The organism is Alcaligenes sp. GCM10023179, from assembly GCF_042653705.1.
GTDB lineage: Bacteria > Pseudomonadota > Gammaproteobacteria > Burkholderiales > Burkholderiaceae_B > Alcaligenes > Alcaligenes phenolicus.
In genome coordinates this window covers 573,796-600,028 of sequence record NZ_JBHSIQ010000003.1, presented here as the reverse complement: position 1 = coordinate 600,028, position 26,233 = coordinate 573,796, and the positions used below count along the sequence as shown (strand labels likewise).

The window sequence follows — 26,233 nt, the reverse complement described above, 5'->3', positions numbered from 1 at the left end:
GTACGGTCCCAGGGTTTTACTGAACCTGCACCCCCATGGAGCTGACCAGTTGAACTGCCTGCTCCACGGACAGGCAAGCTCCTTGGAAAGAGTTATTCAAGTCGTACAAGGTAATGCTGCCCAACTCCACACTGCGCAGGTCCGCTCCTTTGAAGTTCACCCCTCGCAAGCTGGCACCCCTCAAGCTGCCGCCGTCAAATACGGCATCCTGAAAATTGCAGCCGCCCAAGTCCGCATCGGAGAAATCCAGTTGCACCAGATTTTGCTTGCGGAAATTAATGGCGCGCAAGGTGGCACCGACCAACTTGCACTCACGCAGGCTCAGGTCCAAACCACGGGTTTCGTTGAAGATTGCCCCGCTCAACTTGGAATCCTCGATCTGCAAGGAAGCAATGTGAGTGCGTACCCACTTGCTCAAGTGCAGATCACAAGCACTAAAACGCGCCGAACTGAGATCTGCCAAGCTGAAATCTGCTTGACCCAATTTGCAACGCTGCCAGATCGTGTCTTGAAAATGTGCCCGTATCAATCGGGTATTCAAAAAGCTGCAGCCCGAAAACTGCGAACCATCCAGCTCCAGACCCGACAGATCCTCATCATCAAAACTGCAGTTCTCGAAACTCAAAGACTCATGGGAGGCAGCCAAAAGATCAACCAACTCATCTCTTGTGATCTGGACATTACTGACGAGCATGCGACTTTCCCTTCCAAAAAACTGAGCCAGCTTTATTGAGCTGGCTCTTTCATGATCTGTTTCATCTAATCCGGTACTGATCTGAGCAAGGCCTAACGGCCATTGGGCAGCCCCAAATGCGACAAGCGCCAGGCAATGATCAAACCCAAAACGGCAAAACTAACCGTCGCGACCCAAGCCCACTGCCATCCACCCAACACATGTACAACCGACGCCACAACAGGGGGGCCCACAAACTGACCCAGTGAAGAACATTGCTGTACCCAGCCCACCGAGGTCGAGGTAGTCTCCGGCGAAGGTGCTGCCGTGACCGACAGGAAGAACAAGGTAGCTGGAATCAAGCCGCCCACAATCGAAAACAGCAGGATGGCGACAAATTGAACCACCAAGCTTTGTGTCAGCCCAAACGCAAGAACCGCACATGCGATCATGCCCAAGTAGCCTGCCTGCAGCAGCCTATGAGGTGGAATACCGGCATGCAAACAGCGCCCTGCCCCCAGATTACCTACGACATTCCCAGCAGCAATCAAGGCTGTCAGCAAACCGGCAGTGCCGACTGCTATCTGCGCCTGATTGTAAATAGTGGGCATGAAGCCCACGACTGCCGCCCATTGTGCCGCGTACACACCAAAGGCCAAAGCCAGCAACCAAACCCGGCCGGAGCGTAAAGTCGTGCGTAGCAGACTGGACCAACGGTGAGCAGAGGTATGCTGCGCCGCACTCCTGGTTTGAGTCTGAGAATCCGGTGGCACCAGAAGGAAGGTCAAAATCATGAAGATGGCCGTCAAGATACCCAGAACCACCCACAAGGTACGCCAGGAGCCGACTGCCAACCAGGCAGCACCAGCCCACAGCATCAAGACCGCCCCGGCGGGCATATAACAGCCCCATAAACCCATGACTCGGCTCAACCGTGCCGTATCGGTAATGCGTTTGATCAAGGCCGGAATGGGCAGCACCACCATCAGAAAGCCACAGCCTTCTATCATGCGGCCCAGCAACACCAGCGTGCTATGTTCAAACAAGGAGCCGATTAACGAGGCCAGACTCAAAATACCCAGCCCCGTCAAAATGCAGCGACGCAGACCAATTTTCTCGGAGATCAGGCCTATGCATAGCCCCAGCAACATCCCGGCCATTTGCACACTGGCAAGCAGAAAACCTGACTGCACCAGGTCCATGCCCAGTTCGCGCTGCATAAAAGGCAAAGCCGGGGGTACTTTCCACACATGCAGTGCGGCGCACACCCCGGTCAAGACAAGAAAGACAGCAATAAAAAAGGGGCTGGCCGATTGTTTGTCCCCAGGCCTGGTGACCGTATTCAAATGAAGTGATCAGCCTTGGCTGCCCTCTTGAGCAGAGGTGTCACCCTCTTGAGGAACAGGAGTTTGCCGCCCTTCCAAAGCTTGCAAACGTGTTTCCAGAGCCGCCACACGAGCCAGTGCGCGTTCCAGCATCAGCTTGTAGGTATCAAACTCTTCACGAGTAACCAGGTCCATACGGTTGAAGGCCTGACCCATAAAGGCTTTTACATTGCGCTCAATATCGGCAGCCGGACTTTTGGCGATCAGCTCCGAGACGTTTTTTTGCAGATCTTCCAGCCATTCGCTACGATTAATCATGGTCCTCTCCTGAAAATATTGACACTACCAGCAGTATAGAAAAAGCGGGTGCCAAAGGCACCCGCTTTTTGCATCTGGCCAGACAATCAGCCGAATTATTCAAGCCTTAAGGTTTGGCTTGTTCCGAAGGCACGGAAGATGGCGAGGAATCAACACCATTACCCAGCTTGTCCTGGATGGCTTTGTCAGCCTTGGCAGCGCCGTCTTTAATGGCATCGCCCGTACGGCTGGCAGCATCGGCTACTGCATCCTTGGCTTCACCAGCTTTTTCAGCGACTTTATCGCCAGCAGCCTTGGCATCTTCCTTCAAGGAGTTGGTATTTTCCTTGGCGTTTTCTTTCTGTTCCTCTGCTTCTTTTTTGACGTCGTCAGCAACTTTAGCGGCGTCCTGCTTCAGTTCTTCCGTTTTTTGCTCCAAGGACTTGTCAGCCTCGGGTGCGGGTGGAGTGGCAGGTGCTGTCGATTGTGGAGCAGCGACAGGAGCAGGTGGCGCGCTCGTAGCGGCTTTGTCGTCCTCTTTGGAACACGCAGCCAAAAGAGTCATCGAAGCAGCAGCGGCCATGACAGCAAAATGAGCACGAGTCAGTTTCATAAGATTTCCTTCCTACTATTCCAAGGTCGCTAGATAGAATGGGCCGATGCCTGGTGCGACTTCCGGCTCGGCCTTGGGTCTGTTACAACTCCCCTAAAAGCCATTCTATCGGTGCTGAGCACGCAGACCAATCTATTAGTGTAAATCCTGATTTCAATTATTCTGACGATATAGCTCAAGCTTCATGACAAACCCTTTAACAACAAGCACCTAGCGAGCGACCAGGTTCCGATACGTTGTTACAAATGGAATCCCTCATAGGACTACAGCCGGGCTTTGTTACATATTTGCCAACTAAATTGGCCTGTTTTCAATTACTTAGGCGGCTAAGGTGGCCAGATCGATGCGCTCGGCACGGTTCAAGGCACTAGCCACTTTCACGCGCAAGGCATTGGAATGCGATAGACGCACTTCTTTTTTCACATCCAACAGTTGCTGCGGATGCATGGAGAATTCTTTCAGGCCCAGCCCCAGCAACATGCGAGTCACCGACGCATCCCCCGCCATTTCCCCACAGACCGCCACCGGTTTGCCAGCACGATCAGCCGCGTTGATCGTGTGTGCAATCAAACGCAAGACGGCTGGGTGCATGGGGTCGTACAGGCTGGCAACCTCGGCATCGCCCCGGTCTACAGCCAGAACATATTGAATCAAGTCATTGGTGCCGATGGACAGAAAATCCAGTTCCTGTACAAAGGGCTCAATGGCGATGGCTATGGCGGGCACTTCCACCATGGCTCCCAATAAATAGTTGCGTGCGAATGGGGTACCGGATTTTTCCAGTTCCCGAGCTGCCGACTCAATAGCCTGACGACTGGCATGCACCTCGTTCATGGAGGAAATCATGGGGATCAAAATACGGATTTGTCCATGCAAGCTGGCACGCAACAAGGCGCGTAGCTGGGTGGCAAACATCTCGGGCTTGTCCAGACAGTAGCGAATTGCACGCAAGCCCAAGGCCGGGTTAGTCGCTACCGTAGCATCTCCATCCAGGGTTTTATCGGCCCCAATATCCAGTGTACGGATAGTGACGACCTTGCCCTTCATGGCTTTTACCACCCGGGAGTACGCTTCGTACTGTTCCTGCTCGGAAGGCAAATCCGTGCGTCCCATGAACAAAAACTCGCTGCGGAACAAGCCAATGCCATCGGCGCCAGCTTTCAAAGCCAGCTCCGCCTCCTCGGGAAGCTCGATATTGGCTTCCAGGCGGACGTTAATCCCATCCAGCGTCATCGCTGGCGCATCCAGCAACTCTTCCAGTTCGGCCCGTTCGCGACGATAGGCTTCCTGACGCTCCCGGTATTCGGCCAACACTTGCTCGGACGGATTCACAATTACCGCACCCGAGAAGCCGTCCACAATCAGAAAGTCGCCATCGCGTATCAGACTGCGGAAGCTGCCCAAACCCACTACAGCAGGAACACTCAAGCTGCGAGCCACAATCGCTGTATGCGAGGTGGGCCCACCCAAATCCGTCAGAAAACCGGCGAAATGACCACCGCGCAAGCGCAGCATATCTGCCGGGGAAATATCGCGTGCTACCACAATCAGCGGCTCTTCCTGAGCGGCTGAAAAACCAGGCAGCAAAGCAGGCTTGCCTGCCAGAACGCGCAATACGCGCTCGATAACCTGGCGCACATCAGCACCACGCTCGCGCAGGTATTCGTCTTCCATTTGGGAGAACTGCTCGACCAGCATCTGACCTTGCGAGGTCAGTGCCCACTCCGCGTTGTAGTGACGCTCGGCAATGATGGCGCAGGTTTGCTGCGTCAGCATGGGATCGTCCAGCAGCAGGCTGTGCACCGTCAAGATAGGAGCTAGCTCGCGTGGCGCATCCACAGGCAACTGATCAACCATGGCTCGAAGTTCATCGCGAGTGCTAGCCATGGCGCTTAACAAGCGCTGGCTTTCAGAATCGACGTCTTCGGCGGCAATCCGGTAATGAGGGACTTCCAGTGCTGCTGCGCTCATTACCACGGCCTTGGCAATGGCGTACCCCTTACCGACTGCTTGGCCTTGAGCGGTAAACATCGCGGACAAATCAGACGCCGGGGTTCGAGCTGCAGCACTATTCATGACCAGATTTCTTCCTTATTCGTTTTCACCAAACTTGGCGTCAAACAACGCCTGAATATCATTGAGGGCCTGATCGGCATCGTCACCCTGGGCGTCGACAACCACAGTGACCCCCATTCCGGCGGCCAGCATCATGACACCCATAATACTTTTTGCATTCACGCGCTGAGAGCCACGCGCGATAAAAATCTCACTGCTATAACGGCCGGCCAACTGGGTAAGCTTGGCTGCTGCCCGTGCATGAAGACCTAATTTATTACTGATCGTGATGGATACGCTAGGCATAAGGGCAACTGGAAAAATGAAAGTGAAAATTCAAATTAGCAATGGCAGTCGGCGTGAACAATGCCACGCAATGCGCCTGCCATGACATCCTGAGCGAACTGCTCGGGATTGTCACGTCGCTCGGTCAAGGCTTTCAACACCATACACATATTGGTGCCGGTCAATAAATAAGCGCCCTGCCCTTGATCTTGCAAAGCTTGCTGGACTCGACGTGCCACATTAAAGGGGGTGGCACCGTAAAGGTCACACAGTATCAGTGTGGCGGGCGAGTCCGGCGCTTGCGTTTGCAGCTGCCCCAGCAAGCGGTCTACCGCCGTATCCGTGCATTCGTCGGCCTGAATGTCAAAGACAAACAGATCGGGCTTTTCGCCCAGGACGTGCTCGGCACAGCTGGCAAACGCGCTGGCCAGGGGCTCGTGCATGATCAAGGCAAGGCGAATCACGCGCGTCCCGTCGCTTTTTCGACGGCCTCGGCAAAACGCTGCGCAACATCAAAGCCGGTCTGTTCAGTAATTTCAACGAAACAGGTTGGGCTGGTCACATTGATTTCCGTGACGTAGTCACCAATCACATCCAAACCAATCAGCAACAAGCCACGTGCGGCCAGCACAGGGCCCAGCGTACGGGCAATGTGCCAGTCGTGTTCGGACAATGGCTGGGCAACCCCGCGGCCACCTGCGGCCAGATTGCCGCGTGTCTCGCCCGCCAAGGGAATGCGAGCCAGGGCGTAAGGTACAGGTTCGCCGTCAATGATCAGGATGCGCTTGTCACCCTTGACGATTTCAGGGATGTAGCGCTGCGCCATAATGGTTTGCGTACCATTGGCTGTCAGCGTTTCCAGAATCGCACCCAGGTTGGGTTCGGGATCTTGCAGACGGAAAATACCCATGCCGCCCATGCCATCGAGCGGCTTGACGATCACATCCTTGTGTTCCTGGTGAAAGGCACGCAAGCGGGCCATGTCCCGGGTGACCAAGGTGGGTGGGGTAAATTCCGGAAATTCGGTAATAGCGAGTTTTTCAGGGTGATTGCGAATGGCCGCGCCTGAATTGAATACCTTGGCCCCCTGCTCCTGCGCAAAGCTGAGCAAGTGCGTGGAATAGGAGTATTCCATATCGAAAGGCGGGTCTTTACGCATGATGACTGCATCAAAGACATTCAATTCCTGCTCGGTGGCAGGCTCGGGATGTGTCCACCACGAAGGCGCACGCAAATCGGCATCTGCAGCAATACTGACAGCCTGACTGCGCGTACGAACCCGACTTTGGGAAATGTACAAATCAGACTGCAAGGTCACGCTGACGCGATGACCACGCGCCAGAAATGCACGCATCATGGCAACGGAGGAATCCTTGTAAGCCGACAGGCTGGGCAAGGGATCAATGATGAATAAAACGTGCATATGACACCTAGAGAAAAACGCCTTTGCAGCCGGGCTGCAAAGGCGATTGTGCCCGACCCGCTACTTGGGAGCGAGTCGAGCGACGCATAATGCTCCTGGGCGGATCCAGGCAGTATCGTGCAAGAGTATCAGGACGCTTTCTTGCGAGGCGCCAAGACCATGACCATTTGACGGCCTTCCAGCTTGGGCATGGCTTCAACCTGACAGATTTCGCTGACTTCGTCGCGAATCCGTTCCAGTACGCGCATACCCAGTTCCTGGTGAGCCATTTCACGACCACGGAAACGCAAGGTCACTTTGACCTTGTCGCCATCATCAATAAAACGCTTCACATTACGCAGCTTGACCTGGTAGTCGCCTTCGTCCGTACCGGGACGGAATTTGACTTCCTTGATCTGAATGATTTTTTGCTTGGCCTTGGCTTCTTGTTGGCGTTTCTGTTCCTGATAGCGGAATTTGCCGTAATCCATCAAACGGCACACCGGTGGTACAGCCGCAGGGGCGATTTCCACCAGATCCACATCATGCTGTTCTGCCATTGCCAAGGCGTCAGGCACCTTGACGATACCTAGCTGCTCACCCTCGACTCCAATGAGTCGCACCTCTGGAATACGAATTTCACCATTGATGCGATGTTTTTTCTCGGTTGCGATGTCGAAAACTCCTAAAAATGTCGATAAAAACGATAGCGTTCCTGTTTTACTGACGGCTATCGATCTCTTGCTTCAATCGTGCTGAAAAATCGGCTATTGGCATGACGCCCAAGTCCACGCCACCACGCGCACGCACGGCGACTGCGCCGTTTTCACGCTCTTTTTCACCCACGACCAGAATATAGGGCACTTTTTGCATACTGTGCTCACGGATTTTACGAGTGATTTTTTCACCACGCAAATCAGAGGAGGCACGGAATCCCATTTTCTTCAGGTTTTGCGCCACGGATTGAGCATAATCGGCTGAACTTTCGGAAATGCAGCATACCACCACATGCTCAGGAGCCAACCAGGCAGGCAAGGCACCGGCGTGGTTTTCAATCAGCATGCCGATAAAGCGCTCGAAGGAACCCAAAATAGCACGGTGCAACATGACAGGCACACGACGCTGATCCTGGGCATCCACATACTCGGCGCCCAAACGGGCCGGCATGGAGAAGTCCACCTGGATGGTGCCACACTGCCAATGACGACCAATGGCATCTTTCAGCGTGTACTCAATCTTCGGACCGTAGAAAGCGCCCTCGCCTTCCGAGATCTCGAACTCGCAGCCGGTACGGCGCAAGCTTTCGATCAGGGCTTGTTCAGCCTTGTCCCAGACCGCATCGTCACCGATACGCTTTTCTGGGCGAGTAGCCACTTTGTACAGAATTTCGGTAAAGCCAAAGTCCGCGTAGACGGCTTGCAACTGAGCGGTAAAGGCAGCGCACTCGTCTTGCAGTTGGTCTTCGGTACAGAAAATGTGGCCGTCGTCTTGGGTAAAACCGCGTACGCGCATCATGCCGTGCAAGGCACCCGAGGGTTCGTTGCGATGGCACTGACCGAACTCGCCGTAGCGGATAGGCAGTTCACGGTAGGAATGCAAACCGGAATTGAAGATTTGCACGTGACCGGGGCAGTTCATGGGCTTCAAGCCGTAAACACGATTCTCCGACTCAGTCGTGAACATGTTTTCAGCGTAGTTGTCCCAGTGACCCGTTTTCTTCCACAGCGACAAATCCAGAATTTGCGGTGCTTTCACTTCCTGGTAGCCATTGTCCTGATAGACACGGCGAATGTATTGTTCGACCTGTTGCCAGATCACCCAACCTTTGGGGTGCCAGAAAATCAGACCAGGGGCCTCTTCCTGGAAGTGGAACAGATCCAGTTCACGGCCCAGTTTACGGTGGTCGCGGCGCTCGGCCTCTTCCAGCATGGTCAGATAAGCTTGTTGATCTTCCTTGGTCGCCCAGGCAGTCCCGTAAATGCGTTGCAGCATTTCGTTATTGCTGTCGCCACGCCAGTAAGCCCCGGCTACTTTCATCAGCTTGAATACTTTCAGCTTGCCAGTAGATGGCACGTGAGGGCCACGGCACAAGTCAATGAAATCGCCTTCGCGGTACAGGCTGATCGGCTCGTTGGACGGAATGGAGGCAATGATCTCTGCCTTGTAGTCCTCGCCGATGCTCTTGAAGAACTCGACGGCGTCGTCGCGCAACCACTCTTCGCGGGTAACCACTTCGTCTTTCTTGGCCAGTTCCGCCATTTTCTTTTCAATGGCTTCCAGATCCTCGGGCGTAAAGGCACGCTTGTAGGAAAAGTCGTAATAAAAGCCGTTGTCAATCACCGGACCGATGGTAACTTGGGCATCCGGAAACAAGCTCTTGACCGCGTAAGCCAGCAAGTGAGCGGTGGAGTGACGAATCAAATCCAGACCGTCAGCGTCTTTGGCGGTGATGATGGCCAAATTGCTGTCCTGGTCGATCACATACGAGGTGTCCACCAGACGCGACTCGGTGCCGGGCGTACCGACACGGCCAGCCAGGGCGGCGCGGCCCAAGCCAGTACCAATCGAGTTCGCCACTTCGCTGACGGAAACCGGGCCCTGAAACTCTCGCTGGGAGCCATCGGGCAGTGTGATTCGGACCATAACACTTCCTGAAATAAAAAACGCGGCCTTGAAAAAGCCGCGCTTTTGAATTGAACGTTCTTGGAAAGCAAACGAAACGCTACGCGGCCACGGCTAGATTTGCCGACGGGTAGTTCGCGTTGAGTTCATAAGATTCTGCTTCCCAAATAACACATTTGATTGGATAAGTTTATCACCTTCGCCCGCTATCGCGGCGTTGTATCGCCACAAAAACCACATTTGGCAAAGAATTCAGTCCATACGGGGATACCAGCTACGGTAAAAGGCCCATTCTTCGGATTCCGAACCGTCTTTCATCAAGCAGGTTCCGTAGGCACCACGTCCACTTTCATGAACAATGGTTTGCCCGCCCATGCGCTGACAAAAAGTGGAAGCCAGATTGGCCTGCCCGACTGGTTTGGTGGCCGTTTGGGGGGAGCTGGCGCATGCCGACAACATCAAAGAACCTGCACAGGCAGAAACTAAGCGGAAAAACATGATTTCCTTCTCCTTGACCTGATGTTTGCTGATGCCTGACAAATCATTCGAGATGAAGATTGTCCAGGCCGCGTCTGCTGTTAGCGCAGGATTAAAACCCTCAAGCGCTGGTCGCGAAACAGATCGTGGAAGTAGCTTACTACACTTGTTTGATATGAAAAGTGTGCGAAGGCAAGCGTGCAGCAAAAGCAACACGTCAGGTAAAAGAAGCTGCTGAAATCAAGCGTAAATATCGGTGCTTTATTGCAAAGCACGACAAGGCTGGGTGTAGATCAAGAGCGATGCAGCCAAAAAGACAACAAAATAAAGCCCAAAATACCGCAGCCAGCCAGCATTAATACCATAGGTACATAATCGATCAGATTCGAGGCATTAATCATGGCGTACATCCCAAAGTCCCAACTAAAACAAGCTTGAGAGTATGGTAGCGGGCCACTTTCAGAACATGAAGTCAACGATTGTCAAGATCCGACACAGAGACAACACAAAGACTAGGATTAGGCTACACAAGCTTACTTTTGCGGCAAAAAACTTCGCAAAAGTGCATAACATGCAACAAAAGGCCAGGAAAAGACGTTTTGTGCCTGCCCCTTATCCATTGAGCATTGTAAAAATGGCGTAAACCACAGGAACAGCCAAGGGGGTAATCATTAATAAAGCCGTATCTCGTTTCCACGTCTTGGGACGGGTATAACAGAGTGTGACGCCCAGCAGGACTGTCACCAGCAGATACAAGCCAATAATAATGATAGTGGCTGCCATATCCTCTCCCCTTTGTGATTTGTTTTGCTGTGCTTTTGGTATTTACAAAGTCAGGGCTTGCGCTGCGCCTTGTCCGAACATGGGCGGAAAGGTATTGGCCGCCCACTGTCCTAATCGTGCCGCCGCTGCCTGGCTGGCCAGCTTCAAGGCTTCTGTCGGTTCCAAACCCCGTTTCCAGGCCAGGGCAAAGCTGGATAGAAAGGCATCCCCTGCCCCCACCGTTGAGCACACCGCCACCTTGCACACAGGCTCCACATACTGCTGACCATTAAAAGCCAACACCGCCCCCTGCACACCCAAGGTGATCAACAAGGCTTGTTGAGGGTGATGCTGCAGACGCGCAGCCAGCTCGCACGCTTCCTGAATCGATAATTCCAGCTGAATATCGGCGTCCTGAACGCCTGCCAGCATTTGGGCCTCCACCGCATTCAGGCCCAGCACATCTGCGCGTGCGTAGACCTGCTTGAATCCCTGGCCTTGATGCTGCAAACACGCCACACTGGGATTTACCACCAGGCAGGCCGAGGTCTCCCTTCTTTCCGCCAAGGCCTGCGCCACGCTTTCCATAGGCTGCAAGGCCAAGGGAGCCACATAAATCAGGTCTGCTTGCAAGTCTTGAGCCTGGACACGCAGGCAGGCATTTGCCCCACGTCGTGCCAGCACCGAAGCACTGCCGGACGGCTCGACCAGGACGATGGCTTTACCGGTGGGCTGATCAGGACAGATCTGCATACTGCTGACGTCCACTCCCAACTGCTCGATATGTGAACGCAAACGCTCACCCAAGCCGTCTCGACCCAGCGCCCCCAGTAGCCGAACCGACTCGCCTTGCTCCATGAAGCTGGCTGTCGCATTAAGCGCCCCACCACCTGGATACAAGTCGATCGAGCTCACTTCCTGCTTGTCGCCACGCGCCAGCTCGGCTGGCATGCCTGAGACCACAATATCAACGGTAATACTGCCAATCGCTACAAGCTGCACCCTGAACCTCGGCCATGAAAAAAGAGAGCATGAATCTGCTTGGAGCAGTATACCCACAGGCGCAAGCCGATAGTCTATGGTGGAAAATCAGAGCTGGGCCAGTCGTGCAAAGTCGAACAAGCGCACACATCTTTTCAGCCTGTTTGGGGGCGCAGAAGAAGCCGACTAATAGTTGATGCAACAGACATCACAAAAATCTGGCTCAAGATAAAAAGACATGCTAAATTACTGTTCATCCATACAGCAAAAAGAAGCATCATGTCCTATACCATCACTTTGCACGACGCTCCTTCCGATATCACCGAACGCGGCCGCCGCGAGGCTGAGGAGCGTTTTCGCCGCAGCTTAGAAAAAGTCATGCAAGGCCCGGAGGCCGTGGTCCAGGCCTATCGAGCGTGGCAACTGGCCGAAGAGACGGCAGAGACGGAATTGTCCGGGGAAGACATTGCCCTGGCCAAAAAATGGATTGCCGCCGCCACGCGCGCCATGAGTGATGGCTTTCGTGATCTGGGCGAGTCCGAAGCGTACTTTGAGGTCCGTATCGAACGCTAATATAAAAGCCAGCAAATAGCTGGCTTTTATGATCTGGCATCAGGACTTTGCCGAAGGGTGGTCACGGCGCATCAGCTCCCACTCCTCGATCACCGTGCCATCCGGCAAGGTGCACATGCCCACTTGCCCTGTTGGTGTGTTGACGATATCCAAACGCCCGCCCTTCTCCACGCAATAAGCCGAGGCCGGATTGGCAATACCTACGGGTGGCTGTGTCGAGGCTTGATTGGCGCAAGCAGACAAGACGCCGACCAGTCCCAGGATTCCCCATTTCTTCATCGTGTTCTCCGGATAAACTCTGTACTGCAGTGTACTGTGCACGGACTAGTTTTCAGGTTGATTTTTTGGTGCTGTCAAAGGATTGGAAATATTTTCCCAGTGCTGGCAGTGAACTGAATGATGTTCACCGTGTGGAATGAGCTTGCAATCCATGCCGACCTTGGCTTTGCCATCCACAAAAGGAAAGGCAAAATCGTAACGGGCCGGAATCCAGATTTTCAATGATTGATCGTGAAAGCCCATTTTCCCTTTGGCGACGAAACGAGCCAGACCCTCTTCAAAATAATCAGGGCCGTTGTCGTAAATAAAGGGACGCAGAACTGCTTCGCCCCTTTCATTCACATAAACCCAGCCTTGTTCATCCTGTATCAGGCTTTGCCCTTGAGCGACGGGGACAAATACAGGCAGTAGCGCCAACATCAAAGCGAACAGGGTTGAAACAACCCGACGCCCGGATCCCAGTCCAGCAGCTTGCAACCCTGCAATTACCGTTGCTGTTGCTGTTGCTGTTGCTGTTGCTGTTGCTGTTGCTGTTGCCGCACCAGTATCCATGTACGAACCCATGCCATTGCTCATAGCGCGTACAGTTTCCACCTTAGCCACCACACTAATACGATTACTGGCACCAAGCCCAGTCCCAGTCCCAGTCTTACAGCTTGCGCGCTTCAAACGAAATAATTCCGTCAGTGTCCTGCGGTGTCTTGCCGTACTGATACCCGCCGGAGATAACAATCTCGCCAAAACCCACTTGCTCCAGCGCCATGCGCAGTTCCTGAACACCCCACCAACGCAGCGAGAACTGTTCCAGCTGGGTTTCCAGCAAGACACCATGCTCCCACAACTCGTAGCGATGCATTTCACGGCTTACCTGAGCGCAATAGTCCTTGTCCAAGGCGGTGGCATTGAGAGTAATAAGCCCATGCGGAGCGGCCGACCAAGTCCGCATGCCTGGATGCACACTCAAAATCGCCGCCACCGGGTCCAGATCCAGCAACAGTCGCCCACCTGACTTCAGGCTGGCATGAAAACGGCTTAGCGCGGCCATGCCTTGCTCAAACGAATCCAGAAGCTGAAAAGAGCCAGCCGGCACCACAATCGCCTCCAAGGAGCGGTCTGCTGTGAAATCCGTAAAACCGGCCAGTTGAAGCTGTGTCGTCAAAGAACGCAGTTCCAATTCACGGTGGCAATAATCCAGCATTTCCTGCGACAGATCGAAGCCGCTGATATCCAGCCCCGCCTGCAACAAGGGAATCAGAATGCGCCCTGTGCCTACTGCGGGTTCCAGAATGGGTCCGCTTGTGCCTTGCAAGCGCTCCAGGTAGTACTCCACATCCCCGAAAGAGCGTCCTACCGGCTTGTCCAGGTGATATACCAAAGAAGCCAGCTTGCCGTAGCGATTGTTCATCATTGTTCTACATCCTGCTATTTGTCTTACTCAACAGCCTGAACACGCATTTCGGCGCCTTCCACCGCCAAGACCACAACCGCAGCGCCCTGCTCCAGATTTTGGGCCGCTGTGGCACTGTAATAACTATCGTTGAGCCGAATACGTCCACGGCCGTTCACAAAGCTTTCGCTGACCTGCGCGCGAGCCCCCACATAGGCGCTCAAGCCGGTATTCAAAATATCAGGCTGATTGGCCCGGCTGCGTCGTTGCCAACGTACACCAACGACCACCCACCCCAACATGGCCACGGCCAGAATCAGCCATTGCAACCAGGAGGGAGCATCCGGCCAGGCGGCGGCAAACAAGCCCACCGTCAAAGCCCCCAAACCCAGCCACAGCAGATAGACGCCAGAGATGACGACCTCGGCAGCGATCAGCACGACGCCAGACACCAGCCAGTACCAAAAGGAATCAAAAATGAATGACAAGATCAGCACCTCCAGCTATCCGCTTAGCCTTGTCCCAACTTGCTGCCGGTGGTCTTGAGCAGCTCGGTCACACCTGCCACCGCACCGGTAATGCCGCTGGCCTCCAAAGGCATCAGCACCAGCTTGCTATTGGGGCCCGTGCCCACATCACGCAAGGCTTCCACATACTTCAGGCCCACAAAGTACTGCAGGGCCTGCACGTCACCGCTCTTGATGGCTTCGGAGACTTCGCGGGTTGCACGGGCTTCAGCCTCAGCTTCACGCTCACGCGCTTCGGCACGCAAGATAGCGGATTGCTTTTCACCCTCCGCACGCAACACAGCCGCTTGCTTCTCCCCTTCGGCTTGCAGCACTTCGGCTTCTTTCTGGCCGCTGGCCTTGGTCACGGCAGCACGACGATGACGCTCAGCCGTCATCTGCAGATTCATGGCTTCCTGCAACTCGGGAGCCATATTCAAATCACGGATTTCCACACGGGTAACTTTCACCCCCCAAGGTGTCGTCGCTGCATCCACCGCTGCCAGCAGGCGATCGTTAATCACTTCGCGATTGGACAGCATGTGATCCAGTTCCATCGAACCCAGGACCGAACGCAAGTTGGTGGTGGTCAGGTTCACAATCGCCATTTCCAGGTGATCAATTTCATAGGCAGCCTGGGCAGCATTGTCGATGCGATAAAACACGACACCGTCAGCCGTCACGGCCACGTTGTCGCGGGAAATCACATTTTGCGAGGGAACATCCAGCACGGATTCCATCATTTTGAGCTTGCGGCCCACGCGGTCCATAAAAGGGACCAGCAAGGACAAGCCCGGCGTCAGGGTGCGGGTGTAGCGACCAAAGCGCTCGACCGTCCATTGCTGGCCCTGAGGCACAACTTTGACCCCAGCCATCACCACGACCACAGCCAAGAACGCCAACATCACCACAAAAGTAAAGGAGCCACTCATGTCGTCACCATCTCCAAGAACACAACTAAAAAAGCGATTCTAGCCCAGCCTTAATGACAGATCTGCTAAAGCGGATGTTTGACCGCCCTATAGCCTATCCATGCCCCATTTGACCGGGCAGGAGCTAAAGAGAAATGCGGACAAGCTAGACGAAAGGGGCGCAGCCGGAGAAAACCGTTGCGCCTTTAAGGACAGATAGAACCCGAAAAAACGAGCGGCTGACTCAATTCAAAATATCGTACAAACGGAAAATCCACAGCCCTTTATAGACTATCGTCAGCACCATCAAGGCCGCCTGATAGCGCTTGCTGGGCACTACCATGGCGATCAGACCCATGACAATGAACACGGCTTGCTGCAAGGGGTATTCCATACCCAGCGACAAGAAATACTCTTTTCCTTTAATGGCTGTATCGACCAGGTCCATAAGCTGAATCAGCACGAAAAAGCCGTAAAGCGAGCGCCGCCGGGTCTGGAAATAATCCTCGAAACCGCGGTATTCCTCCATATTGGACGGAAACAGCAAGGACGCCATGATGGCAAACACACAGGTATACAAAATCAGGAAAAAATACAGCTGAAAGGACCAGACCTGCACTTTCACCAGACTGAATTCATACCACCAAAAATGGATAATCGTCAGGAACAGATACAGCACCCACCCCAAGTGAATGGGATAGACACGCTTGGCTTTGGGGTGTTGGATGAATTCAGAGACGCCTACGATCAGTCTGGAAATGCTGATACCCAGCACCATGCCAATGATGATGCGTACGTGGACAAAATGCTCTGGATGGATCAACTCTGGCGGCACGCGCTGTCCTTGCAAAGTGGCTAATCCTGGCACACCTTAACAGAGTCATTGCAGGGCTCCAAGCGCGTAATTTCCCGCTAAGAGCCCTGTTATTTGCGTGAATATCTTTCGTCCCTTCGTCAAAATCCATCTACTCTTTTGCCAAAGAGAGCGGTCAAGTCTTAATAACGCGGCGCAGGTGCGTATTGCCCATTGCCTTTGTCAGCAGGAAAAGGATTGGGCGACGGCACGGCAGCTTGAGCCGGAGTCACCGGGCGCACTTCGTAAAGCACCGTACCAATCACACCGATATTGCGTCTGTCACCTGCCAGAGCGTTCGCCGCGTAAGCCCGGTCCTTGCCCGAGAAGCGGAAAGCAGCCACTTCGTCAGCACTTTTACGAAAGCCCTCGATACGCAAGACGGCCCCGGCCTGCAAGAGATAGCCGTTATAGCTGCGGCTGCCCGGTTTGCCCGACAAGACATCCAGACCATCTACCGTGGTGATGATTTCATAAGGCGTAGCGCTGCGATTGGTATAGACCAGAACGTAACGTTCCCCTGCTTTGCCCGCCAGCTGATAGTTTTTCTGCCCGATGCTGCTGAAAATTGTCAAAGGCGCGTCGCGCCCATCATGCACAGACAATTCCACCTTGCCTTGATCCAGCAAAATACTGCGCTGGGCATCCAGGTTTTGGCCCAAAGCCTGGCGAATACTGCGTTCATCGGAATAGGCTAATTGCAGCTCATCACGCAGAGGCTCGACGCGCTGAGCCTGAACCGAATAGGCCCGTGACTCACGCCCTTCTCCCCATTGCGTACCCAAAGTCGAGGCCGTTTGTGGGGCTGCCGCTGAGACCGCCTCACGCTGTGCCGATTGTTGAGGCACACTGCTGCAAGCTGATAGCAACAAGGCAGCGGCCAGCACGCTCCACCGTCCACGGTGCCGTGCGAATAATGTTGATTGAGACAGACTCATGCGCTTCCCCTTTTTGTCAGTACAAGTGCCATGACAAGCCCCTGTTGAGCGCGAGTATTCCTGATCTCTCTGCGTTTGTGACGTCAGCAAATTTCTAAATTGAAATTGCCTGTATCAGGAAAAATCAGTAAGGCAACAAACCAAGCCTCACAAAGAGGCCTACTATAAACGTCATTCCTCCTCACGAGCCGCAAGCATGGATATTCAGAACCTACCCTTTTGCACCGTTAACTGGTCCGACATTACTCCTACAGAACACAAAGGCGAAACAGGCATGGCCCTGTGGCGCACCCAGCAATTTGGCCCCATTCGCGTACGCATGGTGGAATACAGCCCCGGCTATCTGGCCGACCACTGGTGCGTAAAGGGCCATATGTTGCTGTGTCTGGAAGGCCGGCTGGATACCGAACTGGAAGACGGCCGCCGCTTCACCCTGGAACCGGGACAGTCTTACCATGTGGCTGACAATGCCGAGCCGCACCGTTCTTCCACCCAGACGGGCGCCAAACTCTACATCGTGGATTAAAGCCTGTTACGTAAAAACACCCTTTAGATGGTCGGAACTGGCTATCTAAAGGGTAAACAATCCCTCTGTGCTGACGTTCATTTTTGTCCTCTACGCCTCATAGTTTGCCCCTCCCGCTTTTTCAACCAGCGATCGCCTCACTCCCCGTAACGGTGGCCCTCGCCATGCCGCGCCCTGCCTCTGCCTCTGCCTCTGCCTCTGCCTCTGCCTCTGCCTCTGCCTCTGCCTCTGCCTCTGCCTCCAACAGGCTAGTTCAGCCTGCAGAAATAATCCTTATTTGATTTGTGCATCGACTTTTCAGCCAAGCATAAATACACTACCAAAACGTTTTGGTTGAGCATAAAATCAAAACCAAATCGTTTTACTCATAAATTCGATAAAAACCTAAAGGACTGCAGCAGGCTCTTTAGCACCTGACAATGCAGCACAGGAGACACTGATGAAAGACACCCCCACTGCGCAAGTGGATGAGCTGTATTCCCCTCAGCGCATGATTGCCTTCGGGCTGCAACACGTACTGGTCATGGCCGCCTCCCCTATCGCCGCCGTGTTCTTGATGAGCAAGGCCCTGGGCTTTGATGCTGCCCTGACCACTCAGCTATTGAGCGCCACCTTTCTGGTCTGTGGCATAGGCACCTTGATCCAATCCTTCGGCCCAGCCGGTATAGGCGCCAAACTACCTTTTGTGATGCTGCCCGGTGGTGCGCCCATCATCCTGTTCATTCTGATCGCGCAACAAACCGATCTGCCCACCGCCTCCGGGGCGGTGATTCTGTCCGCCCTGCTGTACTTTCTGATCGTCCCCATCTTCAAACGCTTTTTGCGTTACTTCCCTTCGCTGGTCATCGGCATCATGCTCTTGCTGGTTGCCATCAACCTGGCGCAGATATCCGGCAAATTAATTGCCGGCACACCCGGCTCGGCCAATTTCGGTAATACCGACAATTTGCTGCTGGCCCTGATCACCATTGCGTCTACGGTGCTGTTTGCCCGTTTGCTCAAGGGCATGTGCCGCCAGTTGGCTATCTTGCTGGGCTTGATTGTGGGTGCCTTGTCCGCTGCCTTGATGGGCGACATCAGCTTGAGCGGCGTGGGCAGTGGCCCACTGCTGGCCCTGCCATCGCCTTTCCCCTTTGGCCCGCCCAACTTTGATCTGATCGCCGCTTTGCCGCTGCTGCTGTTCACCTTGATTTCCATGGTGGAAGCCACTGGCCAGACCATTGCCTTGAATGAGGTCCTGGGCAAGGAAAACGAGGCCGAACAACAGGCACAAGTCCCCAATACGATCCGTGGCGACGGGCTGGCTTCTTTGCTAGGCGGTATTTTCGGGACCTCGCTGATCATTACCAGTGGTGAAAACATCGGCATCATTCGCGCGACCCAAGTGCGCTCCCGCTATGTCACGGCCGTCGGTGGGCTGTTCCTGATTCTGTTTGGTGTGTTCTCGCCGCTCTCCGCGCTGATCAGCGTCATTCCTGCCTCTGTCATTGGCGCAACCGGGCTGGTGGTCTTTGCCATCGTCGGCACCATGGGCATAGACATGTTGCGCAAGGTAGACCTGCGCGGCCATGCCGCCATGTATGTGGTTGCCACGGCTCTGGCGGTCGGTTTGCTGCCCATCGTCGTTCCCGGCATTTACGACCAACTTCCCTCCCAAGTGCGATTGCTCTTGTCCAACGGCGTTGCCATGGGTGCGCTGACGGCGGCTGTTTTGAACTACCTGTTCATTCACCTCGGCCAGCGCTCGCCCAAACCCGCTCCCCTTCAACATTCTTGATGAGCTGTGCCATGAATCACGCATCTTTATTTCAATCCCACGACCTGGCTCAGGCCCGCATTCTGGAACCCGAACACCTCTTGCTGCCGCAAGGACCTGTCAGCGGACACGCTGTCCTGATTGAAGAAGGTCGCTTCAGCGATATTGGCACGGTAGAAGAGATTGCCGCCCGTCACCCTGGGCTGCCACGTCTGAGCTTGCCCGGTCATTTGTTGATGCCCGGTTTTGTGGATGCACATCATCACGTCACCCAGTCATATGGGAAGTCGCTGGTGTATGGCGAACCCTCGGAGATTTTCCGCCGGGTCTGGGTGCCACTGGAAAGCACCTTGAACGCTCGCCATCTGTATGCCTCCAGCAAGCTGTCGGCACTGGAAGCCTTGCGGGGCGGTTTCACGACGGTTTGCGACGCTGGCACGCGATCGTCCGAAGATCTGGACGCTATTGTGCAAGCCACCACAGACGTAGGTATACGCTGCGTTCTGGGCCTGATCTGCAACGACAAGCACGGCGCGGTACTATTGGACGCCGAGCCTATTGTGGCTCGCGCCCAGGCCCACCTTCAGCAATGGGAGCACCATGCCTTGATCAGCCCTTCACTGGCTATCTCTATTCCCGAAGCCGCCAGTGATGCGATGTTGCATCGTATCTATTCCATGAGCGAAGAAGCGGGCCGTGTGTTCCAGACCCATGCCAACGAGCATTTGGTCGCGGTGGAGCGTTCCTTGAATGCCCATGGTCGTCGCCCGATCGAGCATCTTGCCCATATTGGTGCCCTGGGTTCGGCTTCCTTGCTGGCCCATGCCACCTTGGTTACCCCCAGCGAAATCCGGCTGATGGCTGATTTGAACGCTGCCGTTTCCTACAACCCGGTTGCCAGCGCCTGGAAAGGCAATGCCGTCGCTCCTGCCGAAGCCATGCGCGTTCAAGGCATACGTTTGGGCATGGGGACGGACGGCACTCGCAGCGATGCCTTTCGCATGATGGATTATGGCGAGGCGGCACAACGCTTTGCCTTCGGCATGATGGTGGGTGACTCCTCTTGCGGTGCGGGTTGGACCTGGCTGGATATGGCGACCCGAGGGGGGGCCGAAGTCATAGGCCTGGGAGCTCAAACCGGGCAGATTCGGGTGGGCGCCCAAGCCGACTTCCTCGTGGTCGATCTGCAAGTGCCCGAGATGACGCCCTCCTGGGATCTGCCTTGGGAACTGGTTCGGATTGCTGCTCGCGATCAGATTCGGGCTGTCGTTGTCCAAGGCAAGCTGCGTCTGTGGGAAGGCCAGCCTGTGGATTGGGATCCCCTGCCCTTGCTGGAAGAGGTCCGTGAGCTGGCTCGCCATGCGGTCGCGCAATCGGATATCCGCAAGCTGCACGCCCCATCCACCGAACACCTGGCGCGTCACGCCGAGCAGGAAAAGGCCTTGGCATGACAGTGGGTTTGCTGATTGCTTTTGCCGCCGTGCTGGCGGGTGCCTTTATTCAGGGTGCCAGCGGGATGGGTTTTGCCCTGATCGTAGTCCCGGTACTGGCTTTGGTTCATCCCGAGGCCATACCAGGAGCGCTCCTGTTCCTGATGCTGCCGCTGAACGCCTATGTTGCCTGGCGTGAACGTGGGGCGATCGACCGCAGCGGAGCGGGCTGGATCACCGTCGGACGTTTTGCAGGGACTTTTGCCGGTTTGGGGATTTTGCTGGTGCTGTCGACTTACTGGTTAAACCAGTTTGTCGGTATCAGTACCTTGCTGGCTGTACTGGCGTCGGTGCTGGCTCCCAGCTTCACGCCCGGCAAGAAGGCCTTTATTGCCACAGGTCTGGTCACCGGCATCACTGAAACCGCCACCGGCATTGGTGGCCCGCCTTTGGCTCTGGTGTACCAGCACGCCCCTGTCGCCACCTTGCGCTCGACAGTTGCCTTGTGCTTTCTGGTGGGGGAAGTGATTTCGCTGGCCGTGCTGGGTATCTCCGGCGCGCTACAGTGGTCCCACCTGAGCTACGCCGTGTTGTGCCTGCCCGTATTGCTGCTGGGGATGGGCTTGAGCAGCCTGGTACATCACAAGCTGGATCAACGCCGTTTGCGCATTGGAGTTCTGGTGTTTGCGACCGTCTCCGGTCTGGCCGTCATGCTGACTTAATCGTCCAGCTGTGTAGAGGCACGGGCCCGAAGTTCCGGCTTTGGGCCCAAAGCCGACAGGCGGCTCTTATCACCCGACAGATGCTCGAACAGCAGTTCTACCGCCAGGGTTGCCACTTGTTCCAGATGAAGATCCACAGCTGTCAACGCCGGTTCTGCGGTACGGGCACGCAAGCCATCGTAACGGGTGGCGATCATTACATCCTGCGGGACACGCAAACCGGCCTGCTGCACAGCCGCCAAGGCGCCCACTGCAAAGGCATCCACAGGCACACATAAGGCATCCGTATCAGGATACTGTGTTAAAAGTCGGGCGCAGGCATCAAATCCACCGGCTTCACCCAAGCTTTCCTCTACCTGCATATAGCGCACTGGCATGGCGTGCGCTGCAGCGAAATTCTCGTAGGCTTTTTTATGGCTGGCGTAAGAGTCACGTGCGGCACTGCTTTGCACCAGGGCGATACGTCGCCGTCCTTGCTCCCACAAGTGATTCAATAACAAATGCGCGGTTGCGGTCGATTGCAGATCAATAAAGGGAATGCTGTCTACGCTACCGCCTTGACGCCCAATCGACACCAAGGCCACGCCACGCTCTTGCAACAAGCGCACATTGGGATCATCCGTCATGGGCTCCAACAAAATCGCCCCATCAATATCCAGACCTTCCAGAAAGGCCTGGGCATTTTCCAAAGGCGGTACGAACACCAGAGCCAGGCCACGCCGCATGGCCGCCTCGGCCGCAATGCCCGCCACTTCCATCATGAAGCCCAGACGCGAAACGCCACCCGACACGGCAAAAGGCATGGACGATACCAGGGCAATGCTGTTGGCCGCCCCCGAGCGCAAGCGCTGCGCTCGTACATTGGGCCTATAGCCCATATCAGCCGCGATCTGTTTGACCTTGGCACGCGTTAACGGGTCCACCACCCCTCTGTCATTCAAAGCGTGTGAAACCGTAGTCAAAGACACCCCTGCCGCCTTGGCGACATCGCGGATGGTGATACGACGAGGGGGGGTAGCAGAGGAACGTGGCAAGGCTGAATCAATCAGAAAAGGGAGAGAGAGGAAAATAGCATAGCCCTAGGAGCTTGTTTACGTAGAGCAAAACAGTGAATCAGCCAAGATCAGCCAAATTTAAAAACAAAGAATCTTAGCTAGAGTGTTTGGTCAAGCTCGTTCAGGAGCCATATTACAAGTTAATACCTACTCAAGGGGACACTAACATTTCGACGCCCCCTCCAGCAGACCGTTAATTATCAGTGGAGTCTCGCCATAGGCACTGCCATTGCAAACGACAGTGGCTCCTTCGGGATCGCCAGGATAAGTGACGGCGATACAGGAACAAGCAGCAGGAAGCAGGGAAAAACACAAAGCAAACAAGGCCTTGATGTCATTCATTCTTTTCCTGCTCCGTATTTTTCCAAACCACTCCATGCATTAAAATGCAATAAAACCTAATTTAAGGTAGCCCAGTGAAACTTTCCAATCCTGAGCAATTCAAAATTTGAATCTTATCAATAAACGGGCAGCTCAATCTCAAGACATATCGATCTAAAAATCATAGCATTAAGGCGCCAATGAAAAAGCCGCCCATAGGGCGGCCTGGCTAGTTAACGGTCTCCGTTTTTTTTGAGGTTTTATATTGAATCGTGTTTGCTCGGAAAATCACTGGGCCAGTTCATGGGCGTGTCATTCATATCCAAACCTCCTGCTGTTTATTTAATCGAGAAAGCCTAGAACGAATTTTTATCCTAACAAAAAATTTACAAACTTCAAGCACTAAATAGCATATTCAGTGTTTACCCTGTACAAATAGAAACATCAAAAAGGCTCTCGCAAGGAGAGCCTTTTATTTTCCGACTTGTGCCCCCAGATCGGGGCTTACATCAGGAGCGTCGAGCCATGGCCAGGATCACGCCAAAACCTATCATCATGCTGCCGCTAATGCGGTTCACCCAACGCAGACCACGCGCATTTTGCATCACGCCGGACAAACGAGTGCCTACATAGGCATACGCCGCAATCGCGATCACTTCCAGCAGCAGGAAAATCACACCCTGTGTCATGAAGCTAGCCCAATAGTTGTTCATATCTACAAACTGCGGGAAGAAGGCGGTGAAGATCAGAATGGCTTTAGGATTGCCGATAGCCACAAAGAACTCCTGGCGCACCAGGCCCCAGATATCTTTTTTGCTCACCTCGGTTTGCTCTGCTGATGTTTTGCTACTGGCACGCAGCACCTTGATACCCAGCCAGATCAGATACGCCGCTCCCGCAAGCTTGACCACGGTAAAGGCCGTCTCCGAAACCATCAACAAGGTTCCCATCCCCAAGGCCGCCACCACAATCATGATGGCAAAGGCGACCAGACGCCCCATGGCCGCTACCATGGCAGTCGACACCCCTTGCTTGGCCCCTACCGTCATGGACAGCAGATTATTAGGTCCGAAGGCCATATTCAGGGCAAAACAGGCGGGCAGAAACAGCAAAAGACTACTAGCGGTCATGATTCCGGCAGGCTCCATAGATAATGCCAGCCATTCAATTTGAAAGGCTGGCATTCGTCGATTGAAAACAGTGTGTATGCACTTTACTCCAGTCAGCTTTAAAATTCAGCCCTCTCAACCGGCCACGGCATTCAGCGCCACTTTAGGCGATGAACGCAAGGACACCATAAACATCAGGAAAGCCAGCATTGCCACGACACCCGGCACGGCAAAGGCCATGAAGTTCATCTGCAAGGGCAACTTGGCCGCCATCAGCGTGCCGCCCAGGAAAGGCCCGGCAATCGCACCGATCCGCCCCACGCCTGAAGCCCAACCTAGTCCCGAGGAACGCATGGACAAGGGATAGAACTGCGCCGTATTGGCGTACAGCAGGATCTGCGTGCCAATGGTGGTGGCACCGGCAATCACGATCAACACATACAGCACCAGAGTCGGGCTCTTGAAACCCAGCAAGGTAATGGACACCGCCGACACCAGAAAGAACCAGGCCACCACTTTAGGCAAGCTGAAACGATCCCCCAGCCAACCACCCAGAATCGCACCAAACATTCCGCCCAGGTTCAAGGCCACCAGGAAGGACAAGCTGGAACCCAGGCTATAGCCCGCGTTGGCCATCAATTTTGGCAACCAGGAACCCAGTGCATAGACCATCAAGAGGCAGCAGAAAAACGCCACCCAAATCATCAAGGTGCCAAGCAAGCGCCCTTCCTTGACCAGATCCAGCATGGGCACACCCGTCTTTTTCTGCTCATGCAAGGTCAAGACGGTATCTTGGGACACACCCATTTCAGGGGCCAAGGTGTGCACAATGCGGCGTGCTTTTTCCTCTTGCCCCTGGCGCATCAGAAACGCCAGTGACTCCGGCAGTTTCCAGACAATAAAAGGCAGCAGCAACAACGGAATGGCTGCACAGAAAAACATGGACTGCCAGCCAAAACGAGGCAGCATGTAGATGCCAATCGCTGCCGACAACAAGCCACCCAATGAATAGCCGCTGAACATGATGGCGACCAAGGTGCTACGCGAGCGCTTGGGCGAATACTCGTTCATCAAAGCCACAGCGTTGGGCATCAAGCCGCCACAGCCCAAGCCGGCCAGAAAGCGGTAGACACCAAACTCGGTCGGTGAGCTCGCAAAGCCATTCAGGAAGGTAGCCAGACTGAACAAGGCAAAGCAGATCGTCACGCCCTTTTTACGGCCAATCTTGTCTGCCAGCGGCCCAAATACAAACGCGCCAAACATCATGCCAAACAAGGCGTAGCTACCCAAGGCCCCCGCTTGCACCGGCGTCAAATTCCACTCGTCCATCAGCACCGGCAAAACCACACCGTAAATAAACAAGTCATAGCCATCGAATATCAACAACAAGGCGCACAGGCTCATCACCATCCAGTGAAAGCGCCCGAAGCGCGCCTGCTCAATCACTTCATTAACGTCTAGTGTTTTCATGATTTGTCTCCCCCAAATGGAGTTTTTTGTCTTGATGCCCTTCGCTCTACCAGCCGCGCGCATCGTTTGATCAGCCCTGGTCGCCGCCTCCTACTGGCAAAACAGTGCCGGTGATATACGACGCCTCATCCGAGGCCAAAAACAAAATGCTGGCGGCCTGTTCATCCAGGCTCCCGTAACGCTTCATCAAACTGCTGGCCACGGTCTGATCCACAATCTGCTGATACCAGATCGCTTCTTGGGGATCGTCCTGGTTCTGGGTATTGCGGGGAATACGCCGTGGCGGAGCCTCGGTCCCGCCAGGCGAGACAGCATTAACCCGAATGCCGCGCTGGGCATTCTCAAAAGCCAATGAGGCGGTCAAGGCATTGACGCCCCCTTTAGCCGCTGCATACGGCACGCGGTTAATGCTGCGAGTGGCAATCGAGGACACGTTCACAATGGCACCACTACCCTGCTCCTGCATGCTGGGTAAAACGGCATGACAGGACCACAGGGTTGGAAACAGGGAACGGCGTATCTCGGCCTCGATCTGTGCCGGTGTGTAGTGCTCGTAAGGGCGCGTCCAGATCGTTCCCCCGACGTTATTGATCAAAATATCAATACGTCCCCATTTATCCAGCGCCGCCTGGGCCGCAGCCTGAGCACCTTCAACGGTTTCCAGATCCACTTCCAGTGTCAGGACCGCCTCGCTGGCCAGTTCCCGCACCAGCTCGGATCGGTCTACGGCCAGTACCCAGGCTCCTTCAGCCTGCAAGCGCTCGGCAACACGACGGCCAATGCCTTGGGCCGCGCCCGTCACAATGGCCACTTTTTGATGAAAACGCACAGGCGCAGTCATGATCTTTCCTTGTAGGAGTCATCCAACACAGGGCGCCCCGCAAAGGGGCGCTGTCTGAATACAT

29 protein-coding genes are annotated in these 26,233 nt (G+C 54.6%); 5 read left to right on the top strand and 24 right to left on the bottom strand.

From position 1 onward, the window contains the following. Positions 1–16: 16 nt before the first annotated feature. The 13 genes from ACFPDR_RS16690 to ACFPDR_RS16630 form a co-directional block, all read right to left on the bottom strand. The gene (locus tag ACFPDR_RS16690) at positions 17–646 is read right to left on the bottom strand and encodes a pentapeptide repeat-containing protein (RefSeq protein ID WP_376911526.1); all 630 of its coding nucleotides are present in this window, start codon (positions 644–646) and stop codon (positions 17–19) included. A 140-nt stretch (positions 647–786) separates the two neighbouring features. Then, positions 787–1,941, bottom strand: coding sequence for a CynX/NimT family MFS transporter (locus ACFPDR_RS16685; RefSeq protein WP_376911547.1), 1,155 nt, complete (start codon positions 1,939–1,941; stop codon positions 787–789). Between the two features lie 87 nt (positions 1,942–2,028). Continuing rightward, positions 2,029–2,316, bottom strand: a complete 288-nt coding sequence (locus ACFPDR_RS16680; protein ID WP_088452778.1) for an accessory factor UbiK family protein — start codon at positions 2,314–2,316, stop codon at positions 2,029–2,031. Between the two features lie 106 nt (positions 2,317–2,422). Continuing rightward, positions 2,423–2,908: a hypothetical protein gene (locus ACFPDR_RS16675; RefSeq protein WP_026482678.1), complete on the bottom strand. Its 486-nt coding sequence runs from the start codon at positions 2,906–2,908 to the stop codon at positions 2,423–2,425. 318 nt (positions 2,909–3,226) lie between these two features. Then, complete coding sequence (ptsP, locus tag ACFPDR_RS16670; protein ID WP_170978612.1) at positions 3,227–4,939, bottom strand: phosphoenolpyruvate--protein phosphotransferase; 1,713 nt, start codon at positions 4,937–4,939, stop codon at positions 3,227–3,229. 60 nt (positions 4,940–4,999) lie between these two features. Further along, positions 5,000–5,269, bottom strand: a complete 270-nt coding sequence (locus tag ACFPDR_RS16665) for an HPr family phosphocarrier protein (protein WP_003800381.1) — start codon at positions 5,267–5,269, stop codon at positions 5,000–5,002. A gap of 35 nt (positions 5,270–5,304) precedes the next feature. Next, positions 5,305–5,712, bottom strand: a complete 408-nt coding sequence (locus ACFPDR_RS16660) for a PTS sugar transporter subunit IIA (protein ID WP_009454402.1) — start codon at positions 5,710–5,712, stop codon at positions 5,305–5,307. Then, positions 5,709–6,671: a glutathione synthase gene (gene gshB, locus ACFPDR_RS16655; RefSeq protein WP_060185793.1), complete on the bottom strand. Its 963-nt coding sequence runs from the start codon at positions 6,669–6,671 to the stop codon at positions 5,709–5,711. Before gshB ends, ACFPDR_RS16660 begins: the two co-directional genes overlap by 4 nt. A 128-nt stretch (positions 6,672–6,799) precedes the next feature. After that, positions 6,800–7,324, bottom strand: coding sequence for a translation initiation factor IF-3 (gene infC, locus ACFPDR_RS16650; RefSeq protein ID WP_080584954.1), 525 nt, complete (start codon positions 7,322–7,324; stop codon positions 6,800–6,802). A gap of 46 nt (positions 7,325–7,370) precedes the next feature. After that, positions 7,371–9,293 carry a threonine--tRNA ligase gene (gene thrS, locus ACFPDR_RS16645; RefSeq protein WP_009454405.1) on the bottom strand — a complete coding sequence of 641 codons (1,923 nt, stop codon included), beginning with the start codon at positions 9,291–9,293 and terminating at the stop codon, positions 7,371–7,373. A 231-nt stretch (positions 9,294–9,524) separates the two neighbouring features. Further along, a complete protein-coding gene (locus ACFPDR_RS16640; RefSeq protein WP_060185794.1) occupies positions 9,525–9,770 on the bottom strand; it encodes a DUF333 domain-containing protein in 246 nt (81 codons plus the stop codon). Between the two features lie 591 nt (positions 9,771–10,361). Beyond that, on the bottom strand, positions 10,362–10,532 hold the full coding sequence (locus ACFPDR_RS16635; protein WP_021446650.1) for a hypothetical protein: 171 nt from the start codon (positions 10,530–10,532) through the stop codon (positions 10,362–10,364). Between the two features lie 42 nt (positions 10,533–10,574). After that, a complete protein-coding gene (locus tag ACFPDR_RS16630) occupies positions 10,575–11,513 on the bottom strand; it encodes a carbohydrate kinase family protein (RefSeq protein ID WP_376911525.1) in 939 nt (312 codons plus the stop codon). Between the two features lie 258 nt (positions 11,514–11,771). On the opposite strand from ACFPDR_RS16630, the gene ACFPDR_RS16625 reads away from it, so the two are divergent. Continuing rightward, a complete protein-coding gene (locus tag ACFPDR_RS16625) occupies positions 11,772–12,065 on the top strand; it encodes a hypothetical protein (protein WP_003800394.1) in 294 nt (97 codons plus the stop codon). 39 nt (positions 12,066–12,104) lie between these two features. Here the strand turns inward: ACFPDR_RS16625 and ACFPDR_RS16620 are convergent, their stop codons facing one another. The 7 genes from ACFPDR_RS16620 to ACFPDR_RS16590 form a co-directional block, all read right to left on the bottom strand. Next, positions 12,105–12,344, bottom strand: a complete 240-nt coding sequence (locus ACFPDR_RS16620) for a DUF333 domain-containing protein (protein ID WP_026482686.1) — start codon at positions 12,342–12,344, stop codon at positions 12,105–12,107. Between the two features lie 45 nt (positions 12,345–12,389). Continuing rightward, positions 12,390–12,920, bottom strand: a complete 531-nt coding sequence (locus tag ACFPDR_RS16615; protein ID WP_376911522.1) for a WG repeat-containing protein — start codon at positions 12,918–12,920, stop codon at positions 12,390–12,392. 73 nt (positions 12,921–12,993) lie between these two features. Continuing rightward, entirely contained in the window at positions 12,994–13,752 is a 759-nt protein-coding gene (locus ACFPDR_RS16610; RefSeq protein WP_083053597.1) for a class I SAM-dependent methyltransferase, read from the bottom strand. 23 nt (positions 13,753–13,775) lie between these two features. Further along, positions 13,776–14,228 carry an NfeD family protein gene (locus ACFPDR_RS16605; RefSeq protein ID WP_083053598.1) on the bottom strand — a complete coding sequence of 151 codons (453 nt, stop codon included), beginning with the start codon at positions 14,226–14,228 and terminating at the stop codon, positions 13,776–13,778. A 14-nt stretch (positions 14,229–14,242) separates the two neighbouring features. Continuing rightward, on the bottom strand, positions 14,243–15,169 hold the full coding sequence (locus tag ACFPDR_RS16600; protein ID WP_009454414.1) for an SPFH domain-containing protein: 927 nt from the start codon (positions 15,167–15,169) through the stop codon (positions 14,243–14,245). A gap of 223 nt (positions 15,170–15,392) precedes the next feature. After that, positions 15,393–15,998 (bottom strand): hypothetical protein, encoded by a 606-nt coding sequence (locus tag ACFPDR_RS16595; protein WP_257113498.1) that lies wholly within the window; start codon positions 15,996–15,998, stop codon positions 15,393–15,395. A gap of 146 nt (positions 15,999–16,144) precedes the next feature. Continuing rightward, positions 16,145–16,939: a hypothetical protein gene (locus ACFPDR_RS16590; protein ID WP_376911519.1), complete on the bottom strand. Its 795-nt coding sequence runs from the start codon at positions 16,937–16,939 to the stop codon at positions 16,145–16,147. Between the two features lie 196 nt (positions 16,940–17,135). Here ACFPDR_RS16590 and ACFPDR_RS16585 point away from each other — a divergent pair, with 196 nt between their 5' ends. The 4 genes from ACFPDR_RS16585 to ACFPDR_RS16570 all read left to right on the top strand — a co-directional run bounded on the left by ACFPDR_RS16585 (position 17,136) and on the right by ACFPDR_RS16570 (position 21,373). Continuing rightward, entirely contained in the window at positions 17,136–17,465 is a 330-nt protein-coding gene (locus tag ACFPDR_RS16585; protein ID WP_026482692.1) for a DHCW motif cupin fold protein, read from the top strand. Positions 17,466–17,904: 439 nt separating this feature from the next. After that, positions 17,905–19,242 (top strand): uracil-xanthine permease family protein, encoded by a 1,338-nt coding sequence (locus ACFPDR_RS16580; protein WP_035267711.1) that lies wholly within the window; start codon positions 17,905–17,907, stop codon positions 19,240–19,242. Positions 19,243–19,253: 11 nt separating this feature from the next. Continuing rightward, on the top strand, positions 19,254–20,672 hold the full coding sequence (locus ACFPDR_RS16575) for an amidohydrolase family protein (RefSeq protein ID WP_239055617.1): 1,419 nt from the start codon (positions 19,254–19,256) through the stop codon (positions 20,670–20,672). Continuing rightward, complete coding sequence (locus ACFPDR_RS16570) at positions 20,669–21,373, top strand: sulfite exporter TauE/SafE family protein (RefSeq protein ID WP_376911516.1); 705 nt, start codon at positions 20,669–20,671, stop codon at positions 21,371–21,373. Before ACFPDR_RS16575 ends, ACFPDR_RS16570 begins: the two co-directional genes overlap by 4 nt. Here ACFPDR_RS16570 and ACFPDR_RS16565 read toward each other — a convergent pair. The 4 genes from ACFPDR_RS16565 to ACFPDR_RS16550 all read right to left on the bottom strand — a co-directional run bounded on the left by ACFPDR_RS16565 (position 21,370) and on the right by ACFPDR_RS16550 (position 26,169). Continuing rightward, complete coding sequence (locus tag ACFPDR_RS16565; RefSeq protein ID WP_031232111.1) at positions 21,370–22,407, bottom strand: LacI family DNA-binding transcriptional regulator; 1,038 nt, start codon at positions 22,405–22,407, stop codon at positions 21,370–21,372. The genes ACFPDR_RS16570 and ACFPDR_RS16565 overlap by 4 nt on opposite strands. 851 nt (positions 22,408–23,258) lie before the next feature. After that, positions 23,259–23,879, bottom strand: a complete 621-nt coding sequence (locus ACFPDR_RS16560) for a LysE family translocator (protein WP_083053936.1) — start codon at positions 23,877–23,879, stop codon at positions 23,259–23,261. 114 nt (positions 23,880–23,993) lie between these two features. Then, positions 23,994–25,328 (bottom strand): MFS transporter, encoded by a 1,335-nt coding sequence (locus ACFPDR_RS16555; RefSeq protein ID WP_266108528.1) that lies wholly within the window; start codon positions 25,326–25,328, stop codon positions 23,994–23,996. A 70-nt stretch (positions 25,329–25,398) separates the two neighbouring features. Then, complete coding sequence (locus tag ACFPDR_RS16550; protein ID WP_035267721.1) at positions 25,399–26,169, bottom strand: 1,6-dihydroxycyclohexa-2,4-diene-1-carboxylate dehydrogenase; 771 nt, start codon at positions 26,167–26,169, stop codon at positions 25,399–25,401. Positions 26,170–26,233 lie beyond the last annotated feature (64 nt).

What these genes read in the sequence shown, in the direction of transcription:
- thrS (WP_009454405.1), bottom strand. Translation starts at nt 9,293, where the DNA reads ATGGTCCGAATCACACTGCCCGATGGCTCCCAGCGAGAGTTTCAGGGC.
- ACFPDR_RS16600 (WP_009454414.1), bottom strand. Translation starts at nt 15,169, where the DNA reads ATGAGTGGCTCCTTTACTTTTGTGGTGATGTTGGCGTTCTTGGCTGTG.
- ptsP (WP_170978612.1), bottom strand. Translation starts at nt 4,939, where the DNA reads ATGTTTACCGCTCAAGGCCAAGCAGTCGGTAAGGGGTACGCCATTGCC.
- gshB (WP_060185793.1), bottom strand. Translation starts at nt 6,671, where the DNA reads ATGCACGTTTTATTCATCATTGATCCCTTGCCCAGCCTGTCGGCTTAC.
- ACFPDR_RS16555 (WP_266108528.1), bottom strand. Translation starts at nt 25,328, where the DNA reads ATGAAAACACTAGACGTTAATGAAGTGATTGAGCAGGCGCGCTTCGGG.
- ACFPDR_RS16680 (WP_088452778.1), bottom strand. Translation starts at nt 2,316, where the DNA reads ATGATTAATCGTAGCGAATGGCTGGAAGATCTGCAAAAAAACGTCTCG.
- ACFPDR_RS16675 (WP_026482678.1), bottom strand. Translation starts at nt 2,908, where the DNA reads ATGAAACTGACTCGTGCTCATTTTGCTGTCATGGCCGCTGCTGCTTCG.
- ACFPDR_RS16585 (WP_026482692.1), top strand. Translation starts at nt 17,136, where the DNA reads ATGGATATTCAGAACCTACCCTTTTGCACCGTTAACTGGTCCGACATT.
- ACFPDR_RS16575 (WP_239055617.1), top strand. Translation starts at nt 19,254, where the DNA reads ATGAATCACGCATCTTTATTTCAATCCCACGACCTGGCTCAGGCCCGC.
- ACFPDR_RS16635 (WP_021446650.1), bottom strand. Translation starts at nt 10,532, where the DNA reads ATGGCAGCCACTATCATTATTATTGGCTTGTATCTGCTGGTGACAGTC.
- ACFPDR_RS16590 (WP_376911519.1), bottom strand. Translation starts at nt 16,939, where the DNA reads ATGAGTCTGTCTCAATCAACATTATTCGCACGGCACCGTGGACGGTGG.
- ACFPDR_RS16625 (WP_003800394.1), top strand. Translation starts at nt 11,772, where the DNA reads ATGTCCTATACCATCACTTTGCACGACGCTCCTTCCGATATCACCGAA.
- ACFPDR_RS16580 (WP_035267711.1), top strand. Translation starts at nt 17,905, where the DNA reads ATGAAAGACACCCCCACTGCGCAAGTGGATGAGCTGTATTCCCCTCAG.
- ACFPDR_RS16665 (WP_003800381.1), bottom strand. Translation starts at nt 5,269, where the DNA reads ATGCCTAGCGTATCCATCACGATCAGTAATAAATTAGGTCTTCATGCA.
- ACFPDR_RS16560 (WP_083053936.1), bottom strand. Translation starts at nt 23,879, where the DNA reads ATGACCGCTAGTAGTCTTTTGCTGTTTCTGCCCGCCTGTTTTGCCCTG.
- ACFPDR_RS16610 (WP_083053597.1), bottom strand. Translation starts at nt 13,752, where the DNA reads ATGATGAACAATCGCTACGGCAAGCTGGCTTCTTTGGTATATCACCTG.
- ACFPDR_RS16550 (WP_035267721.1), bottom strand. Translation starts at nt 26,169, where the DNA reads ATGACTGCGCCTGTGCGTTTTCATCAAAAAGTGGCCATTGTGACGGGC.
- ACFPDR_RS16570 (WP_376911516.1), top strand. Translation starts at nt 20,669, where the DNA reads ATGACAGTGGGTTTGCTGATTGCTTTTGCCGCCGTGCTGGCGGGTGCC.
- ACFPDR_RS16620 (WP_026482686.1), bottom strand. Translation starts at nt 12,344, where the DNA reads ATGAAGAAATGGGGAATCCTGGGACTGGTCGGCGTCTTGTCTGCTTGC.
- ACFPDR_RS16640 (WP_060185794.1), bottom strand. Translation starts at nt 9,770, where the DNA reads ATGTTTTTCCGCTTAGTTTCTGCCTGTGCAGGTTCTTTGATGTTGTCG.
- ACFPDR_RS16615 (WP_376911522.1), bottom strand. Translation starts at nt 12,920, where the DNA reads ATGAGCAATGGCATGGGTTCGTACATGGATACTGGTGCGGCAACAGCA.